The organism is Sphingomonas yunnanensis (assembly GCF_019898765.1).
In the GTDB taxonomy this organism is placed as follows: domain Bacteria; phylum Pseudomonadota; class Alphaproteobacteria; order Sphingomonadales; family Sphingomonadaceae; genus Sphingomonas; species Sphingomonas yunnanensis.
Genome location: NZ_JAIOKB010000005.1, coordinates 239,027 through 254,021 on the forward strand (window position 1 = coordinate 239,027; position 14,995 = coordinate 254,021).

General features: G+C 71.4%; 19 protein-coding genes, 1 tRNA gene and 1 pseudogene. 4 read left to right on the plus strand and 17 right to left on the minus strand.

Annotated elements, in window-relative coordinates; translation table 11 throughout:
- Positions 1-25 precede the first annotated feature (25 nt).
- Positions 26-331 (plus strand): DUF4174 domain-containing protein, encoded by a 306-nt coding sequence (locus tag K7957_RS15085; protein ID WP_343228426.1) that lies wholly within the window; start codon positions 26-28, stop codon positions 329-331.
- Between the two features lie 88 nt (positions 332-419).
- On the opposite strand, the gene K7957_RS15090 is transcribed toward K7957_RS15085, so the two are convergent.
- The 7 genes from K7957_RS15090 to folK all read right to left on the minus strand — a co-directional run bounded on the left by K7957_RS15090 (position 420) and on the right by folK (position 6,616).
- Positions 420-746 (minus strand): hypothetical protein, encoded by a 327-nt coding sequence (locus tag K7957_RS15090; protein WP_223012807.1) that lies wholly within the window; start codon positions 744-746, stop codon positions 420-422.
- Positions 746-2,143, minus strand: coding sequence for a chromate efflux transporter (gene chrA, locus K7957_RS15095; RefSeq protein WP_223012808.1), 1,398 nt, complete (start codon positions 2,141-2,143; stop codon positions 746-748). Before chrA ends, K7957_RS15090 begins: the two co-directional genes overlap by 1 nt.
- Positions 2,140-2,949, minus strand: a complete 810-nt coding sequence (locus K7957_RS15100) for a chromate resistance protein ChrB domain-containing protein (protein ID WP_223012809.1) — start codon at positions 2,947-2,949, stop codon at positions 2,140-2,142. Before K7957_RS15100 ends, chrA begins: the two co-directional genes overlap by 4 nt.
- 154 nt (positions 2,950-3,103) lie before the next feature.
- Entirely contained in the window at positions 3,104-4,351 is a 1,248-nt protein-coding gene (locus K7957_RS15105) for a surface lipoprotein assembly modifier (protein ID WP_223012810.1), read from the minus strand.
- A gap of 124 nt (positions 4,352-4,475) precedes the next feature.
- The gene (locus K7957_RS15110) at positions 4,476-5,594 is read right to left on the minus strand and encodes a transferrin-binding protein-like solute binding protein (protein ID WP_223012811.1); all 1,119 of its coding nucleotides are present in this window, start codon (positions 5,592-5,594) and stop codon (positions 4,476-4,478) included.
- A gap of 445 nt (positions 5,595-6,039) precedes the next feature.
- A tRNA-Lys gene (locus K7957_RS15115) sits at positions 6,040-6,115 on the minus strand.
- Positions 6,116-6,616 (minus strand): 2-amino-4-hydroxy-6-hydroxymethyldihydropteridine diphosphokinase, encoded by a 501-nt coding sequence (gene folK, locus K7957_RS15120; RefSeq protein ID WP_223012812.1) that lies wholly within the window; start codon positions 6,614-6,616, stop codon positions 6,116-6,118. It lies immediately after the preceding tRNA gene.
- Positions 6,617-6,639: 23 nt separating this feature from the next.
- Here folK and K7957_RS15125 point away from each other — a divergent pair, with 23 nt between their 5' ends.
- Positions 6,640-7,290 carry a uracil-DNA glycosylase gene (locus K7957_RS15125; protein WP_223012957.1) on the plus strand — a complete coding sequence of 217 codons (651 nt, stop codon included), beginning with the start codon at positions 6,640-6,642 and terminating at the stop codon, positions 7,288-7,290.
- 166 nt (positions 7,291-7,456) lie between these two features.
- Here K7957_RS15125 and K7957_RS15130 read toward each other — a convergent pair whose 3' ends face one another.
- Both K7957_RS15130 and K7957_RS15135 read right to left on the minus strand, forming a co-directional pair.
- Complete coding sequence (locus K7957_RS15130; protein WP_223012813.1) at positions 7,457-8,080, minus strand: phosphatase PAP2 family protein; 624 nt, start codon at positions 8,078-8,080, stop codon at positions 7,457-7,459.
- 209 nt (positions 8,081-8,289) lie between these two features.
- Positions 8,290-9,057 (minus strand): hypothetical protein, encoded by a 768-nt coding sequence (locus tag K7957_RS15135; RefSeq protein WP_223012814.1) that lies wholly within the window; start codon positions 9,055-9,057, stop codon positions 8,290-8,292.
- A gap of 57 nt (positions 9,058-9,114) precedes the next feature.
- On the opposite strand from K7957_RS15135, the gene trmB reads away from it, so the two are divergent.
- Positions 9,115-9,795, plus strand: coding sequence for a tRNA (guanine(46)-N(7))-methyltransferase TrmB (gene trmB, locus K7957_RS15140; protein ID WP_223012815.1), 681 nt, complete (start codon positions 9,115-9,117; stop codon positions 9,793-9,795).
- 38 nt (positions 9,796-9,833) lie between these two features.
- Here the strand turns inward: trmB and K7957_RS15145 are convergent, their stop codons facing one another.
- The 4 genes from K7957_RS15145 to K7957_RS15160 all read right to left on the minus strand — a co-directional run bounded on the left by K7957_RS15145 (position 9,834) and on the right by K7957_RS15160 (position 11,401).
- Positions 9,834-10,103: a hypothetical protein gene (locus K7957_RS15145; RefSeq protein WP_223012816.1), complete on the minus strand. Its 270-nt coding sequence runs from the start codon at positions 10,101-10,103 to the stop codon at positions 9,834-9,836.
- A complete protein-coding gene (locus K7957_RS15150) occupies positions 10,082-10,570 on the minus strand; it encodes a TrbG/VirB9 family P-type conjugative transfer protein (protein WP_223012817.1) in 489 nt (162 codons plus the stop codon). Before K7957_RS15150 ends, K7957_RS15145 begins: the two co-directional genes overlap by 22 nt.
- Positions 10,571-10,624: 54 nt before the next feature.
- Positions 10,625-11,092 (minus strand): PilZ domain-containing protein, encoded by a 468-nt coding sequence (locus K7957_RS15155; RefSeq protein WP_223012818.1) that lies wholly within the window; start codon positions 11,090-11,092, stop codon positions 10,625-10,627.
- 114 nt (positions 11,093-11,206) lie between these two features.
- A complete protein-coding gene (locus tag K7957_RS15160; RefSeq protein WP_223012819.1) occupies positions 11,207-11,401 on the minus strand; it encodes a hypothetical protein in 195 nt (64 codons plus the stop codon).
- 237 nt (positions 11,402-11,638) lie between these two features.
- Between K7957_RS15160 and pcaF the strand changes: the two are divergent.
- Positions 11,639-12,841: pseudogene (pcaF, locus tag K7957_RS15165) on the plus strand (3-oxoadipyl-CoA thiolase).
- 21 nt (positions 12,842-12,862) lie between these two features.
- Here the strand turns inward: pcaF and K7957_RS15170 are convergent.
- The 4 genes from K7957_RS15170 to K7957_RS15185 all read right to left on the minus strand — a co-directional run bounded on the left by K7957_RS15170 (position 12,863) and on the right by K7957_RS15185 (position 14,991).
- Positions 12,863-13,144, minus strand: coding sequence for a DUF427 domain-containing protein (locus tag K7957_RS15170; protein WP_223012820.1), 282 nt, complete (start codon positions 13,142-13,144; stop codon positions 12,863-12,865).
- Positions 13,145-13,190: 46 nt separating this feature from the next.
- Positions 13,191-13,634, minus strand: a complete 444-nt coding sequence (locus K7957_RS15175; RefSeq protein WP_223012821.1) for a globin domain-containing protein — start codon at positions 13,632-13,634, stop codon at positions 13,191-13,193.
- 229 nt (positions 13,635-13,863) lie between these two features.
- A complete protein-coding gene (locus tag K7957_RS15180) occupies positions 13,864-14,439 on the minus strand; it encodes a YkgJ family cysteine cluster protein (protein ID WP_223012959.1) in 576 nt (191 codons plus the stop codon).
- Between the two features lie 60 nt (positions 14,440-14,499).
- Positions 14,500-14,991 (minus strand): cupin domain-containing protein, encoded by a 492-nt coding sequence (locus K7957_RS15185; RefSeq protein ID WP_223012822.1) that lies wholly within the window; start codon positions 14,989-14,991, stop codon positions 14,500-14,502.
- Between the last annotated feature and the right edge of the window lie 4 nt (positions 14,992-14,995).

Below are 14,995 nucleotides of genomic sequence, written 5' to 3' on the forward strand. Positions count from 1 at the left end.
CTCGCGGCGCTCAGATGGGAGAAGCGTGTCCTTCTCGTCGCCGCACCGGCCGAGCCGGATGCCGCGCTTCGGCGACAGCGCGCGATCATGGCGCTGGGCGGCGGCGGCGCGCGACCTGCACGTGGTCGAGATCGTCGGTGACAATGTGACGGGCGCCAGCGATGCGCCGACGCGCCTGCGAGAGCGGTACACCTTGCCACGGCGCGGCTTCACGGTCGTCCTCATCGGCAAGGACGGCGGGGTCAAGCCGCGGCAATCACGCCCGGTCGCGGCCACGGTCCTGGAGGAGACGATCGACGCGATACCGATGCGGCGCGCGGGGCAGCGTTAGTCGGCCTCGTCGCTGTCCGGCGTCGTGCGGGGTAGCTCGCGTCGGTCGGTGAGGGCTGGCGCGGGCGCGACGGTGCGGATCTCACCTCTCAGAACATCGCGGTCGCGTTCAGCGACATATATATGTCGTCTATCGCCCGGCCGGCGCGTTCGGCGCCGCGCGGAGGAAGTGCCCCTTGTCGAACAGGACGGCATCGAGCTCGAGGCGCAGCGCCTTCGACCGGACCGTCCTCATACTGCGCCGCGACCGTCGTGCTGAAGTTGAGCAGCGTGTCGCTCTGATCGAAGCCGGCGCGTGGCTGGCCGCCGATGGTCTCGACGCGGACGCGCGTCGTGCCGCTCACGCTGACCTGCGCCACCACCGGCGCGCCCGTCAGCACCGCCGCGACGGCGGCGGCGGTCGCCACGGCGCGCATCAGCCGATCAGTCCGAGCAGGTGTAGCGCGAGGCCGACCATCGAGCTCGCCACCAGCGTCGTGATGACCCCCGCGCGCGCCCAGAACACCGCGACCACCGCGGCCGCCGCGAGCAGCGTCGCCCAGGGATCGAGGCTGGCGAGCACCGGCGCGTCGAAGCGGATCGGCCCCAGCGTCACGGCCGCGGTGACTCGGAAGAGCATGTGCAGCGCGAACCAGACCGCGAGGTTGAGGACCACGCCAACGACGGCGGCGGTGATCGCCGACAGCGCGCCCGCCACCGCGGCGTTGCCTCTCAGCCGCTCGATGAAGGGCGCGCCGAGGAAGATCCAGAGGAAGCACGGCACGAACGTCACCCAGGTGGCGAGCAGGCCGCCCAGCGTCCCGGCGACCAGCGGCGACAGCGCGCCGGGATCGCGATAGGCGCCGAGGAAGCCGACGAACTGCAGGACCATGATGAGCGGCCCGGGCGTGGTCTCCGCCATGCCGAGCCCGTCGAGCATCTCCCTGGGTTGCAGCCAGCCGTCATTCTCGACCGCCTGCTGGGCGACATAGGCGAGCACCGCATAGGCGCCGCCGAACGTCACCATCGCCATCGTCGAGAAGAAGGTCGCGATCCGGCTGAACACGTCGTCGGGGCCGAGCGCGACCAGCAGCGTCGCGACCGGAACGAGCCACAGGGCGAGCCAGAGGAGCGCGGTGCGGACCGTCTCGGCCCAGGTCGGGCGGGCGTGCGCGGGCAGGTCCTCGCCGAGCAACGTGTCGGCATCGGCGACCGCCGCCCCCTTGCTCGCGCCGTGACCGCCGCCGTGGAAGGCAGTGCTGCCCCGACGCGCCGACCACCAGCCGATCAGCCCGGCACCGAGGACGATCAGCGGGAAGGGAGCGCCGAGGAAGAAGATCAGCACGAAGGCGAGCGCGGCGAGCAGCCGGGCCGGCGTCGACCGCAGCGCGCGCCCGCCGATCCGAACCACCGCCTGCAGCACGACCGCCAGCACCGCCGCCTTGAGCCCGAAGAACAGCGCCGAGACGATGCCGACGCGTCCGTACAGGACGTAGACCCAGCTGAGCGCCATGATCGCGACCGCGCCGGGGATGACGAACAGGACGCCCGCGACGACGCCGCCCTTGGTCCGGTGCAGCAGCCAGCCGATGTAAGTGGCGAGCTGCTGCGCCTCCGGCCCGGGCAGCAGCATGCAATAGTTGAGCGCGTGGAGGAATCGCTGCTCGCCGATCCAGCGCTTCTCGTCGACGAGGATGCGGTGCATCACCGCGATCTGCCCGGCCGGGCCGCCGAACGACAGCAGGGCGATCCGCAGCCAGACCCAGAAGGCCTCGCCCAGCGTCACCGGCGCTGGCCGCGCGGGCACGACGGCGTCGAGCGTGGCGGCGGTCATGCCGGCGTCCGCGCGCGCGCGGGCTGATGCGACGACCAATTGTGCCGCTCGGCATATGCGTCGCGCGCCCAGCGATACAGCGCGTCGTAGACGACCATGCCCGCCTCGAGCTGCTCGTGATCGTCGCCGTGGCTGCGCGAGAGGCCGAGTGAGATGGCGAGCAGCCCGGCCGCCTCGGGCGCGACGTCGAGCCGATCGGTGTCCGCGCCGCGCACGATCGCCGCGATCCGGGCGAGCGGACCGTGATCCGTCAGCCCGAACGCCTCGACCATGATGTCGAAGGTGCACTTCTCGTCGCGGTGGCTCCAGACCACGCCCGCCTCGGCGACGTCGAAGGGCTCGGCCCGCTCGCGCGCGGCGACCGCCAGCACCTCGGCGGGCGCGACGAAGAGGAAGCGCGCCAGCGGATCGACGAAGCGGCGGATCAGCCAGGGGCAGGCGATCCGATCGACCTTGGGTCGCGAGCGAGTCACCCACCATGTCCTGCCGTCGCCGCGTCGGGGCGGCAGATGGGCGAGCGCGACGGTGGGCAGCTCGGCCGCTTCCCACGCGGCGAAACCGCCCTCGAGCACCTCGGCCGCGACGCCGTCGCTGCGCAGCACCGCGACCGCGGCGAGCGCCGCCGTCCCGCCGTCCTGGTCGACGACGACGACGGCGCCGCCGATCGCCGCGCCGTGTCGGTCCGCCGGTATCGTCCCGGGTAGAACGCGGGCGGGCGAGTCGCGCAGGTCGACGATCCGCGGGCAGTTGGCGGTACCGACCAGACGGGACAGCTTGTCGGCAGAGATGGCGTTCGGCGCAGGCATGAGGCGTCCTTCACGAAGAAGCGGACGCGATTCTCCGGCTGACGCCTCGTGGGGAGATCGCCGTCCCCATGGCCGCAATGAGCCATCGGCGGGCCGCTTTGTCAATCGCGGCGGCCCGCTTCGTCAGCGTCTTCGCTGGCGGTTCCGGATAAGCTTAGAAGTATCTCGCGAGCGTGACCTCCCATCGGCTTCGCGTGATCGAGTATAAGCCGAGCGAGGAGTCGATCCGATTGTGTGTCCAATTCACTTGAGGGGAGAAGCCGTGCAGCCGCAGCATCCGGTTCCCGACGGTCGCGCGAAAGACAGCACGATTGTCGAGGCGAGGCTTCGGATCGAAGAGAGGCAGCGCCGCATCATAGATCGCGCGCGACACCCCCACGCTGGCCCCGACGTTGAACCCGCGCGGCAGCTCACCCCCGATCCCGACGTTGCCGCCGAACTCCCGGTTGGAGAACGCGTCCTCGTGCAGCCACTCGCGCCTGACGAAAGGGCCGATCGAAGCGACGATGGTGCGGGTAAGCGCGTGCTCGAACGTGGCGTAGACACCGCCTTGCCACCCATCATAGCCGCTGTCGTAAAAGGCCCGATTACGGCGGAGGTCGATCTGGAGACCGAGCCGATCCGCTCGTCCGAGTGTCATCTGGCTCCCGATTCGAGCCCCATATTGTTGAATGATCGAGCGACCACCGAACCAGCGACGCGCGTACGTGCCCTCGAGGGAAACGCTTCTAGTGGCGGTCACGCGATATTCGGCGCCCGCGGCCGACTGTACGGAGAAATCGTCGAACCGTTTGCCGGAGTAATCGGTGCCGTTCGCATCGATCTCGACGAGCGCAGATATCTTGTCGCTGATGGGCAGCCTGAGACCGGTGGAGAGCTGCGCCGTTGCTCCCAGCCCGGAAGTAGCCTTGGCATCCTTGCTCAAGTCGGCGCTATACGCGTCATCGCCGAGCAGGATAGTAACAGATCTAGCCGAGGTGGCATTGTTGATATTGGTATCGGGGGCGAGCCCGAGATTGATGTCGAGGCGCCACGCCCTGCCGCTGCGGATGGTATCACGCGCGATCCGGATCGTCCGCGCGACCTGCTGCGGCAGATCCGCGTCTTGTTGGGCGATACGCAGCTGTCGATCTGCGCTCGCCGTCTTCTTCAGGGCCATGAAAGCCTGCGCCAGCTCCAGCCGGACCCGCGTCTGCCGCGGATCGTTCGCGAGGATCGCCATGAACTGATCCGCGGCGGTGGCATAATCTCCTGTCCGCGACGCGATCAGGCCATGCAGGAACGCCGACTGGAATCTCAGCTCCGGCGCTTGCCTGAGGACGTCGACGAGCGGCTTGGCTTCGGCATAGCGCCCCTCGGTGACAAGCCGCTCGGCCGCGCCGAGCAACTGCGTCGGCGTCAACCTGACCTCGCACACTCCCGCGGAGCATGACTGATCCGGCCCGGCCGCGGCAGGTGACGCGGCGAGGCACGTCGCAGCCGCCGCCAGCCCTATCAGCCTCATCGCTGCTTCTCCGGTGAGTCGATTACTTCTTCGTGCCCGTGAAGCCGCCGAGGATGTCGACGCGCTGATTGGGGATGCCACCGACGATGCGGAAGTTGCCGCCGACGTTCTTGGCGTCCGGCCCGTAGAAAGCTCCATCGATGGAGCTCGCCCCGGCGGTCGATGTGCCGGCGCTGACACTCGTGAAGTCGACCGGCGTCACTTTCCCGTCGGTGGTGAAGCTCGCGGCGGCGAACTTGCCGGAGAAGGCGTTGGAGAACGTGCCCCAGCTCGCTGTTCCGGTCGCATTGAAGGTCGAACCAGCGGGGACGCTGAGCGCAGTATTAGCAACCGGTCCGTTTTGGATGAACGTCTGTCCGACGGTGCCTGACAGGGTCAGCGCTACCTTCCTCGAGGCGAAGTCGACATCCACCGCGCTGCTGCCGGCAAGCCACTGCTGTGCCCGCTCCGAGAAATCATCCCGCTGTGCCATTATCGTCGCGAGGAACTGGCCGTCGAACCGCGCCGTGCCTTTGGTCGGCGTCTGAAACAGCGGCGTGCGTGTGCCGAATACGAGGACGCCTTGCTCCGACGTAGATGACCCATCTGCCCGTTTCTCATTCCGTTCGAAGCCGGCGAGGGAGACAAATGATCCCACGCTGTTCGGCCGCTGATAGAAGAAGGTCAACGGTGTCTCTCCGTCGAGCACGGAGAGGTAATTGAAGCCCGCCAACAGCGGGACCTGCGGCTCGACACGACCCGAGTCAGCCGTCGTGCGGTGACCTGGGTCTTGGAACGTTATGTTCCGGGTGATGTCGGCTTTCGCGTCGGCGAGCGTCATGACGAAGATGCCGTCGCGGGGATCATAGCTGATCGATCCGGCGGGGGAATCCGCTGTGCTGGCGTTGCCCTGATAGAGTTCTGATTTGGTGGCGGAAACGGAAAGCGAGTGCATCGCACTGACCGCGTCGAACTTGGTCGCTGCTGTCACGTCGAACATGTTCGCCTGGGTTGCCGTGCTGCCCGCCGGAGGCGGCAGGGCGATGCCAGTCGTCCCCGAGGCGCCGCCGGTCGCGGCAGACGAGCCAGCCGAGGAGAGACCGTCTCCCGCTCCACCGCAGGCGGCCAGCGGCAACGCGAGGGCAACGATCAACGAGCGCATTCGAATCTCCCTTGACTGTCGGGAGAGGCACTATCGTTGCATACTTAACAAAGCGTTTGCCGCGTCTGTTTGTCACAGCAGCAAATCGATCCAAGTCAGCTGCTTGTTGGCCGCGGCCGCGGTAAGATCGATGGACTGAGCCGCGGGCGAGCGCGCGTCGCCACCCGACCAGATCGATCGGCGCGCCCTCTCGCCCGTACCGCGCTGCGTTTTTGTCGCGCGTGCGGACGCTGATGATAGACCAACGTCTCTCGGCCTATCGTGGCCCCGAGATGTGTCACGGTGCGGACTGAGGAAAACTGTTTCCACTGAGCGGCATGCCCGGGAACATGGCCGCACTGAGGCGCTCTAGCTTCGTCACAATGCCATGAGGGCTGACCATCGTCAGCCCGCCCCGGAGCGCGCCACGGCGAGGGCAGCCGCTCAATGGTCTCGGAGCGCCGCGTGGTGGGTCCGCCGGGGCTCGAACCCGGGACCTCTCGATTAAAAGTCGCTTGCTCTACCGACTGAGCTACGGACCCTCACGCGGTGCGCGCCGGCCTAGGCACCGCGCGCGGCTTGGTCAACCGGGCATGGAGCTGGCGCAGCGTCCGCCCGCTCGCCGGGTCGCGCCAGCGCGGGGCCAGCGCGGCGGCGGGCGCCAGCACGAAGGCGCGCGCGCGATAGGCCGGGTGCGGGATCGTCAACCGCGGCGAGCGCCACCGCCCGCGCGACCACAGGATCACGTCGAGGTCGATCACACGCGCGCCCCAGCGCCGCCCGCGGCGCCGCCCGAAGGCGCGCTCGATCGCCTTGAGCCGCGCTAGCAGCGCCTCGGGTGTCTCGTCGCTCGCGATCAACGCCGCGCTGTTGGAGAAAACTCGGGTCGACGGGCCGAGCGGCGCGCTCGCGCGGATCGGCGCGGCACTGCCGCCGAGCAGCGCCAGCGCCGCCGCCACCTCCGCGCGCGGCGCGCCGTGGCGGCCGCGGCGGTTGCTACCGACACCGATAAGATAGCGCTGCGCGTCGCTTGTCCGCTCCATGCCGCTGCGCCTATCGCACCGCGATGGACTTGGCACCCTCTCCGCTCGCCGCGATCGAGCCGCCGCGCGACTGCCCGCGCTGCCCGCGTCTCGTCGCCCTGCGCGAGCGGCTGCGGGTGGAGCAGCCCGACTGGTGGAACGCGCCCGTGCCCGCGCTGGGTGACGCGGCGGCGTGGCTGGTGATCGTCGGGCTCGCGCCCGGCCGCGCCGGCGCCAACCGCACCGGGCGGGCCTTCACCGGCGACGCCGCGGGGGCGCTGCTGTTCGCGACGCTGACGCGCCTCGGCCTCGCGAGCGCCGACCCGGGCGGGGCAGCGCCGACGCTAGAAGGGGCGCTGATCTTCAACGCGGTGCGCTGCCTGCCGCCCGAGAACAAGCCGACGCCCGAGGAGGCGCGCGCGTGCCGCCCCTTCCTCGCCGCGGCAGCGGCGGCGCTGCCCGCGGCGCGCGTGTACGTCGCGCTGGGGCAGCTGGCACACCAATCGACGATCAAGGCGCTCGGCGGGCGCCTGCCCAAGGCGCGCTTCGCGCACGGCGCCGAGCACCGGCTGCCCGACGGGCGCGTGGTGCTCGATAGCTACCATTGCTCGCGCTACAATCAGCAGACCGGGCGACTGACCCCGACGATGCTCGAGGCGGTGTTCGCGCGCGCGCTCTCGCTACGCGGGGGCTGAGGCGAGAGGGTTCACGCGAAGACGCGAAGACGCAAGGGTGACGCTGCCGGCCGCGCGGCGCGCTCGCCGCTGCTGCACGTGGCTGTCACGGCGCCGCGACGCCGGCGGCACCTTCGCGTCTCCGCGTGAGGATCGACGGCGTCATCGTCGCAGGCAAGCGAGCGGGTCAGCTCGGATGTGCCCCCGCCTCCGCCTCGGCGCGCGTCTCGGCCCGCCGCGCGAGCGCGCCGCCCGCCGCCGACATCGCCCAGCTCGCCAGCCGCTCGGAGAGCCAGCCGATCGCCGCGCCCGCGACCACGTCGCTGGCGTAATGCGCGCCGCGGGTCACTTGCAGCGCGCCCGCCGCGCCCGCGGCGAGCCGCGCCGGGACGGTCGCGCCGGGCAGCTCGTGACGCACCGCCTCCGCGATCGCCACCGCGCCGGCGGTGTGGCCGGAGGGGAAGGCGTTGCGCGTCGTGTCGTCGGTGCCGTGCCCCTTCTCCACCGTCGGCTGGTCGCCCGCGGCGTTGGGGCGGACGCGGTCGACGCTCGCCTTCATCACCGTCTTGAGCCCGGTGGCGAGCAGGTGGCTGGTCACCATCCGCGCGCCGCTGCGCGCCATCGCCGGCCGGCGCAGCACCGCCCCGAGCGCGAGCGTGCCGAGGCCGAGCGCGAGCAGCGGCGGCTCGTCGGTCGCCTTGGCGAGCGGGGTGAGCGCGCGCACCGCGGGGCTGCCGGCGAGCGCGCGGACCGGGGCGAGCACGTCATGCTCGCGCTCGGCCGCCTTCTTGACCGCCTTCTTCTTGCCCATCCCGCCGTCCCTGCTGCTGTCCGTGGACCGTGCTAACGGTCGCGGAACGGTAGGGGTTGCGCTCGGCCTCCTTCCTCACCGCTCCGTCATCCTGAGCTTGTCTCAGGATCCACCGCGCCGCGCGCTCCCAGACTCCGGCACCAGCGGGCCGGTGGATGCGGAAACGAGTTCAGCATGACGCCGGCAGCATGGGGCAGGACATGCCCCGCTCACCCCGCCGCGGTATAGGCCGCGAACGGCTCCTCCAGCAGCAGCCGCCCGTCGCGCCACACCTGAACCGCGCCGGCGCCCTGCGCCGGCTCGAGCGAGGCGATCACGCGGTAGACGAAGCCGTCGCGCTCGAACTGGTAGGTGCGCCGCTCCCGCGAACTGTCGATCACGCGGCCGCCGTCGATCGTCACCGAGGCGCGCGTGTCATGCCCGCCCCCGGGGACGTCCACCGCGCCGAGCGCCGCGTCGTGGTTGTAGCTGCGGTAGCGATAGCCGCCGCGCCCGTCGCCGGTGACCTGGATCGAGCGCTTGGCGGTGACCCCGAGCACGCGCGTCTGCGCGGCGAAGCGGCACTGGCTGATGGTCGGGCCGTAGCGCAGCGACACGACCGTGGGCGTGGTCGCGCCGGCCTCGACCATCTGCGGGTTGACCGTCTCGACCGCGCCGACCTCGCGGCCCGCCGCGTTGGTCAGCGTGTACCAGACGTGCCCCATGCCCGCGTCGCCCTGGCCGACGCGCACCGTCGCGCGATGCGTCGCCAGCCCTGGCTTGGCGTAGCTGGTGAGCGTCACCTGGCCGTCGCGGTCGGGCGGAGACATCGCGATCGCCCAGTCGCGGTCGGTCGAGTCGCACAGGAAGGCGGCGGGCTTCCACGCGCCGTCGACGCGCTGCATCGACACCGCGCCGAGCGCGCGCAGCTGCGCCCCGCCGGCCGCTGGCAGCGCCAGCACTGTCGCCGTCACCGCGCCGATCACCCAGGCCCGCATCATCGTCCTCCGTTTCCCGCGTTTCGTTTTGGCGCGCGAGGCGATAGGCGGCGCTGCATGAACGATCCCACAACGATCCGACGCCTCTACGGCCGTCGCCAGGGCCATGCGCTGCGCGCCGGCCAGGCCGCGCTGGTGGAGGAGCTGCTGCCCCGGCTGGCGCTGCCCGAGAGCGGCGCGCTCGACTCGCGCCTGCTGTTCGGCGACGACCGGCCGCTCCAGCTCGAGATCGGCTTCGGCGCGGGCGAGCATCTCGCCGCGCAGGCGGAGGCGGCGCCGGGCACCGGCTTCATCGGCTGCGAGCCCTTCCTCAACGGCGTGGTCGGCGCGCTCGGCCACGTGCGCGACCGCGCGCTGGCCAACGTGCGGATCCACATGGGCGACGCGCTCGAGGCGGTGGAGCGGCTGCCCGACGAGTCGCTCGACCGGGTGTATCTGCTCCACCCCGATCCCTGGCCCAAGGCGCGCCACGCCAAAAGGCGGATGATGAACCACGGCCCGCTCGACCTGATCGCGCGCAAGCTCAAGGCGGGTGCCGAGTTCCGGCTCGGCACCGACGACCCGACCTATTGCCGCTGGGCGATGATGATCATGGACCAGCGCCGCGACTTCACCTGGACCGCGTCGACCCCGGCCGACTTCCTCGAGCGCCCGGCCGACTGGCCCGAGACGCGCTACGAGCGCAAGGCGCGGCGCCAGGGGCATGAGGTGTGGTATTTCAGGTACGTGCGGGACTGAGCCGCGCCCGCGGTCGGGTCAGCTAGCGGTGGTGACCATTATCGCCGTGTCGCGTCGGGCCGGACGGAGCAGGGGGCGGGCGGCAGTCGCTCGGCGCGCGCGCGCTGCCGGTCGAGCCGGAAGACGAGTTTGCCGACCACCTCGTCCAGCACGAAGAATCTACCGCGCATGTTGCCGTTGAGCAGGGTCTCGGTGCCGTGCGCGCGGCGGTAGACCGCGGGGCATTCGACGCGGGTGCGCGTGCCGGCGTCGCTGATCGCCGCGGGGTAGAGCGCGCGGTCGCCGCTCAGGCGATGGTCCGCGAGCATCGGCCCCGCTGCCCCGACCTTGCCGCCCGGCGGCCTGCCGGCGCCCGGCCCGGCGGATAGCGGAAGCGGATCGCGAAGGGCAGGTCGCCGCCGGGCTCCGCCACGCCGACCAGCTCGAACCTGTAGCGCCGCACGTCCGACGCCACCGTCATGTTGGTCGGCGGGTTAAGCTGAAGCGGCTTGACGAACAGCAGGTTGCCCGCCTTGTTCGCGGTCACCTGCCAGGCCGCGCCGTCGCCCAGCGCGATGTTGCCGATCGGCTCGTCGGAGGCGAGCTCGATCGTCACCTGATAGCCGGGCGCGGCGCGGACGCGGACGGCTTGGTCATCGCGATAGGCGATCGACGGGCCCCGCGAGTCGCCGCTCTGTGCCGTCGCGGCGGCGGCGAACGCCAGAGCGACCGCGCCGAGCAGTGCCCGGCGAGGAGCGACGCCTGCTTCCCGCTTGATCCACGACCCTGGTCTCACCGCCTCGCCCCGACCGCGCGCCGCTCTCTCCCTGATAGACGCGGCGTGCTCGCCTCAGATCGCGGCGATGAAGGTGATGATCGCGATCCAGCTCAGCGCGCAGAAGCCGGTGATCAGCAGGAAGCGCGTGCGGATCGGCAGCTTCTCGACATATGGCACATCGGCGTCGGCGTCGAAGACGTGGAACGGGCGGTCGTCGGACAGCGCCACCACCGGCGTGTCCTCGCCGACGCGCGCGAGCAGGCTGGGGGGCACGTGGCTGATGAAGGCACAGCCGTAGCCGGTGCGGGTGCGCCTTACTACCAGCGCCTCGACCCGGCCCAGCCCCGCGATGCCGAGCGAGATCAGCTCGCCGATGCCCACTTCCTCGGGCGTGACGATATGGCAACCCGAGAGCGAGATCTGGTCGACGAGCACGTCGAGCGGCACCTGCGACGCGCCGCGCAGCGTCGACGGCGCGTCCGTGTCATACCGCTCACCGGCACGACGCGTGCGATAGACTCGGGCGGCGACCTCTACCATCTCTCTCCCATGCGCTATGGGATAGGGCTGAACTCCTTACCTTAACATTCCGTAATATGCGTCAATATCGCGGGCGGTTCAGGGCGGCGTCGCCGGCCGCCCCGAACGTCTCGCTCAGACTGGCTTGGCGCCCGGCGAGCCGCATTTGGCGAACTGCCCCTTGGCGTTCTTGCACCGGGCCGCCTTGGCCGGGGCACTGGCGCATTTGACGAATTTGCCGGTCTTGGCATCCTTGCACGGCGCGGCGAGCGCGGGCGTGGTGCCCGCGAGCAGTGCGGCAGCCATGACGACGATTGAGAGCGAACGCATCGAACCATCCTCCCGCCCGATCATCGGGCGCCACGGATGCTACGCTTAGTTAATGGCCACTCAACCTGAATCATCGCCTTGCCTCAGCATCATAATGTGGTTCTCGCTGGAGCTGGCCGCCGGCGCCCGCCAGCGGGCAGCGCCGCGTTGCCGATGGCCGCGGCGGGCGCCAAGCTCGGCGGGTGAGTCGGCCGGCGATCCGGGCGGCGCGGTGACATGCTGGAACAGGACGATCCGATGCCCGAGGCCTTCCTCTGCGACGCGGTGCGCACCCCGATCGGCAGGCTCAACGGCGCGCTCGCGGGCGTCCGGGCGGACGATCTCGCCGCGGTGCCGCTGCGCGCGCTGGTCGAGCGCAACGCCTCGGTCGACTGGGCGGACGTGGACGACGTGCTGCTCGGCTGCGCCAACCAGGCCGGCGAGGACAATCGCAACGTCGCGCGCATGGCATTGCTGCTCGCCGGCCTGCCGGAGACCGTGCCGGGGGTGACGGTCAACCGCCTGTGCGGCTCGGGGCTCAACGCGCTCGGCATGGCGGCACAGGCGATCCGCTGCGGCGACGCCGCGCTCACGATCGCGGGCGGGGTCGTGAGCATGACACGCGCGCCGTACGTCATGGGTTAGGCCGCGGCCGCCCTCGACCGCGCGCAGCAGCTCGAGGACACGACGCTCGGCTGGCGCCTCGTCAACCCGGCGATGCGCGCGGCGTACGGCGTCGACACGATGCCGCAGATCGCCGAGCATGTCGCCGAGCGATGGGGCGTGTCGCGCGCCGAGCAGGACGCCGTCGCGCTCGCCGGCCAGGAGAAGGCCGCGGCGGCGATCGTGGGCGGGCGGCTCGCGATTGAGATCGTGCCCGTCACCGTGGCGCGGCGCGGCGCCGAGCCGATCGTCGTCGCGCCCGACGAGCACCCGCGCGCGACCAGCCTCGCGGCGCTGGCGCGGCTCACCCCGGTGGTCCGCCCCGACGGCACGGTGACCGCGGGCAACGCCTCGGGGCTCAACGACGGCGCCGCGGCGATGCTGGTCGCGAGCGAGGCCGCCGCGGCGCGCCACGGGCTGACGCCGCGCGCGCACGTGCTGGGCATGGCGCTGTCGGGCATCGCGCCGCGGATCATGGGGGCGGGCCCGATCGAGGCGGCGCGCAAGCTGTGCCGGCTGACCGGCGTGGGGCTCGACCGGCTCGACGTGATCGAGCTCAACGAGGCCTTCGCCGCGCAGGCGATCGCGACGCTGCGCGACCTCGGCATCGCGCCCGACGACCCGCGCGTCAACCGCAACGGCGGCGCCATCGCGCTGGGCCACCCGCTCGGCATGTCGGGCGCGCGGCTGGCGCTGACCGCGGCGGAGGAGCTGCACCGCATCGCCGGCCGCTACGCGATGGCGTTCATGTGCATCGGCGTCGGCCAGGGCATCGCGCTGATGCTCGAGCGGGTCTGACGCCGAGGCGTGGCCGAAGGATCAGCCGATCGTCACGCCCTTCCAGAAGGCGATACGCCCGCGGATCTGCTCGGCCTCTGGCTTGGGCGCCGGATAATACCAGGCGGCGTCGGTGTTCTCCGCGCCGTCGACGCTCAGGCTGTGATAGTGCGCGATGCCCTTCCACGGGCAGATCGAGGTCGTCCCGCTGGGGCGCAGCAGCGCGGCGTCGACCGCCTCTGCCGGGAAATAATGGTTGCCTTCCACCACCACCGTGTCGTCGCTGCGCGCGATCAGCGCGCCGTTCCACCGTGCCTCTACCATCCACCGTCTCCTGTCGCGCGCTAGGTCGGCACGCCGCACGGTGGCGTCAAGGGACGCGCGCCGCGGTCGCGGCGGGCGGCGCGAGCATCGCCTCCACCACGCCGGCGTAGAGCGTCTCCCAGGCGCAGCGGGGCGCGGCATCGAAGCCACCACCCGCCATCTCGGCGAAGGTGTCGATCAGTACCTCGCCGACATAGGCATAATGGTGCGTCAGCACGCCGTAGCCGACGTGGCGCTGGCCGAGCGCCGCCAGCGTCGCGCGCGCGGCCTCGGGCTGATCGATCTGCGCGACGAGCGCGTCGAGGGTGAGCCGGAACACGCTGATCTGTCCGGTGAGATCGTCGGGGAACAGCGCGCGCGTGAAGGGGTGGCGTTCCAGCAGCCGGTGATAGAAGCGCGCCGCATAATCCTGCTCCAGCCGCGTGATCGTGGCGTAGCTGGCGCGTACCAGCACCACCTGCGCGGGCGAGAGCGCGACGGGCGCGCTCATCGGTCTCCGCGCCGACCCGCCCGCGGCGAGTCCACGGCACGCAAGCGGCCGCCACACCGCCGCGCATCGCTCGCTTCGCCGCGGCAGCGGGCGCGCGGCGGGTCGCGCACGGTCGGACAGGTCGGCTCTACCATGTCGCCACGCTACACCGCCCGGTCGACTCAATCAGTAACGTGGGTGAGGAGAAAATTTGCAACTTCGCCAAGGAGATGGGGGCGGATACGGTCCGCTATGGCGCGTCGGTCACCGGCGCCCCGGCGAAGGCGGCGTAGCGCGCGCGCCAGGCTGCCACCTCGGCGGCGAGCGGCGCGGGCGGGGGCGTGCCGGCGAGCACGTGGCCCGCGACCTGATCGTCCGGGTGCATCAGCATCTTGCGCGCGCCGTCGCTGAACCAGACCGGGACGAGGCGGTCGCACAAGGCGTCGAGCACCGCGGCGGCGGTACCGTCCTCGATCGCGCTGCTGCCCTCGAGCCGGCGCACCGTGATCGCGACGCCCTCGAGGCAGTTGCGCGGCGCGCGCTCATAGCCGAGCGAGACCAGCAGCCCCGAACGATCGGGGCGCGCCGCCGCCGGGATCGCGGCGACGCGCCGCCAGCCGCAATACCAGTCGCGGCAGATGCCCGGCCGCTCCGCATGGATGGTGCAGCCGCGCGCGCCGAGATGCGCGCAGGGCGTGTCCGCCGGCTTGCTGAAGTCGGGCGAGGCGACCTTGAGCACGGTGCAGCAGACCGTGCAGTCGCCGCACTCCCGCCCGGCGACGAGCGGGCCGAGCAGCGCGGTCTCCAGGTCGGTGTCGGCGTGCATCGCCGCCCCGTGCCGGTCCATGCGACGCGGCGCAAGGGGGCGGACGACGTGGCGGGGCGGCTAGCGGTCCGCGGGCAGCTTGGTGCCGAGCAGCACCAGGTGATCGCCCGTGATCCCGAACCAGTGCGGCACGCCCGCCGGGATCAGCAGCACGTCGCCGGGCGCGAGCGTGCGCGCGGTGCCGCCCGCGATGCGGTCGCCCTCGATCATGCCATTGGGGCGCGTCACCGGCGCGACCAGCGTGCCGCCCGAGACCAATGTGCCTGCGCCCTCCAGCACCGTCGCATATTCCGCCTCGGCCGGATGCACCGCGGGGCGGCCGGGCTTCTTCCACACCTCGATCGCGGCGACCCGCGCGCCGTCGCGCACCAGCGGGCGCCACAGGAAGTCCTGGTCGGGGCGCATCTCGGCGAGCATCGCCGCCACCTGCGCGCGCACCGCCGCGGTGCTCGCCACCGCGGTCGTATCCGGCGCGCTGCTATCCGGTGCGGCGGCGCCGACGAGCAGCGCGGCCGCCGCGGCGATCGCGATCGTCCCGTTGATCTGCCGCATGGCT

What these genes read in the sequence shown, in the direction of transcription:
- K7957_RS15090 (WP_223012807.1), bottom strand. Translation starts at nt 746, where the DNA reads ATGCGCGCCGTGGCGACCGCCGCCGCCGTCGCGGCGGTGCTGACGGGC.
- chrA (WP_223012808.1), bottom strand. Translation starts at nt 2,143, where the DNA reads ATGACCGCCGCCACGCTCGACGCCGTCGTGCCCGCGCGGCCAGCGCCG.
- K7957_RS15100 (WP_223012809.1), bottom strand. Translation starts at nt 2,949, where the DNA reads ATGCCTGCGCCGAACGCCATCTCTGCCGACAAGCTGTCCCGTCTGGTC.
- K7957_RS15110 (WP_223012811.1), bottom strand. Translation starts at nt 5,594, where the DNA reads ATGCGCTCGTTGATCGTTGCCCTCGCGTTGCCGCTGGCCGCCTGCGGT.
- folK (WP_223012812.1), bottom strand. Translation starts at nt 6,616, where the DNA reads ATGGAGCGGACAAGCGACGCGCAGCGCTATCTTATCGGTGTCGGTAGC.
- K7957_RS15125 (WP_223012957.1), top strand. Translation starts at nt 6,640, where the DNA reads ATGGACTTGGCACCCTCTCCGCTCGCCGCGATCGAGCCGCCGCGCGAC.
- K7957_RS15130 (WP_223012813.1), bottom strand. Translation starts at nt 8,080, where the DNA reads ATGGGCAAGAAGAAGGCGGTCAAGAAGGCGGCCGAGCGCGAGCATGAC.
- K7957_RS15135 (WP_223012814.1), bottom strand. Translation starts at nt 9,057, where the DNA reads ATGCGGGCCTGGGTGATCGGCGCGGTGACGGCGACAGTGCTGGCGCTG.
- trmB (WP_223012815.1), top strand. Translation starts at nt 9,115, where the DNA reads ATGAACGATCCCACAACGATCCGACGCCTCTACGGCCGTCGCCAGGGC.
- K7957_RS15145 (WP_223012816.1), bottom strand. Translation starts at nt 10,103, where the DNA reads ATGCTCGCGGACCATCGCCTGAGCGGCGACCGCGCGCTCTACCCCGCG.
- K7957_RS15155 (WP_223012818.1), bottom strand. Translation starts at nt 11,092, where the DNA reads ATGGTAGAGGTCGCCGCCCGAGTCTATCGCACGCGTCGTGCCGGTGAG.
- K7957_RS15160 (WP_223012819.1), bottom strand. Translation starts at nt 11,401, where the DNA reads ATGCGTTCGCTCTCAATCGTCGTCATGGCTGCCGCACTGCTCGCGGGC.
- K7957_RS15170 (WP_223012820.1), bottom strand. Translation starts at nt 13,144, where the DNA reads ATGGTAGAGGCACGGTGGAACGGCGCGCTGATCGCGCGCAGCGACGAC.
- K7957_RS15175 (WP_223012821.1), bottom strand. Translation starts at nt 13,634, where the DNA reads ATGAGCGCGCCCGTCGCGCTCTCGCCCGCGCAGGTGGTGCTGGTACGC.
- K7957_RS15180 (WP_223012959.1), bottom strand. Translation starts at nt 14,439, where the DNA reads ATGCACGCCGACACCGACCTGGAGACCGCGCTGCTCGGCCCGCTCGTC.
- K7957_RS15185 (WP_223012822.1), bottom strand. Translation starts at nt 14,991, where the DNA reads ATGCGGCAGATCAACGGGACGATCGCGATCGCCGCGGCGGCCGCGCTG.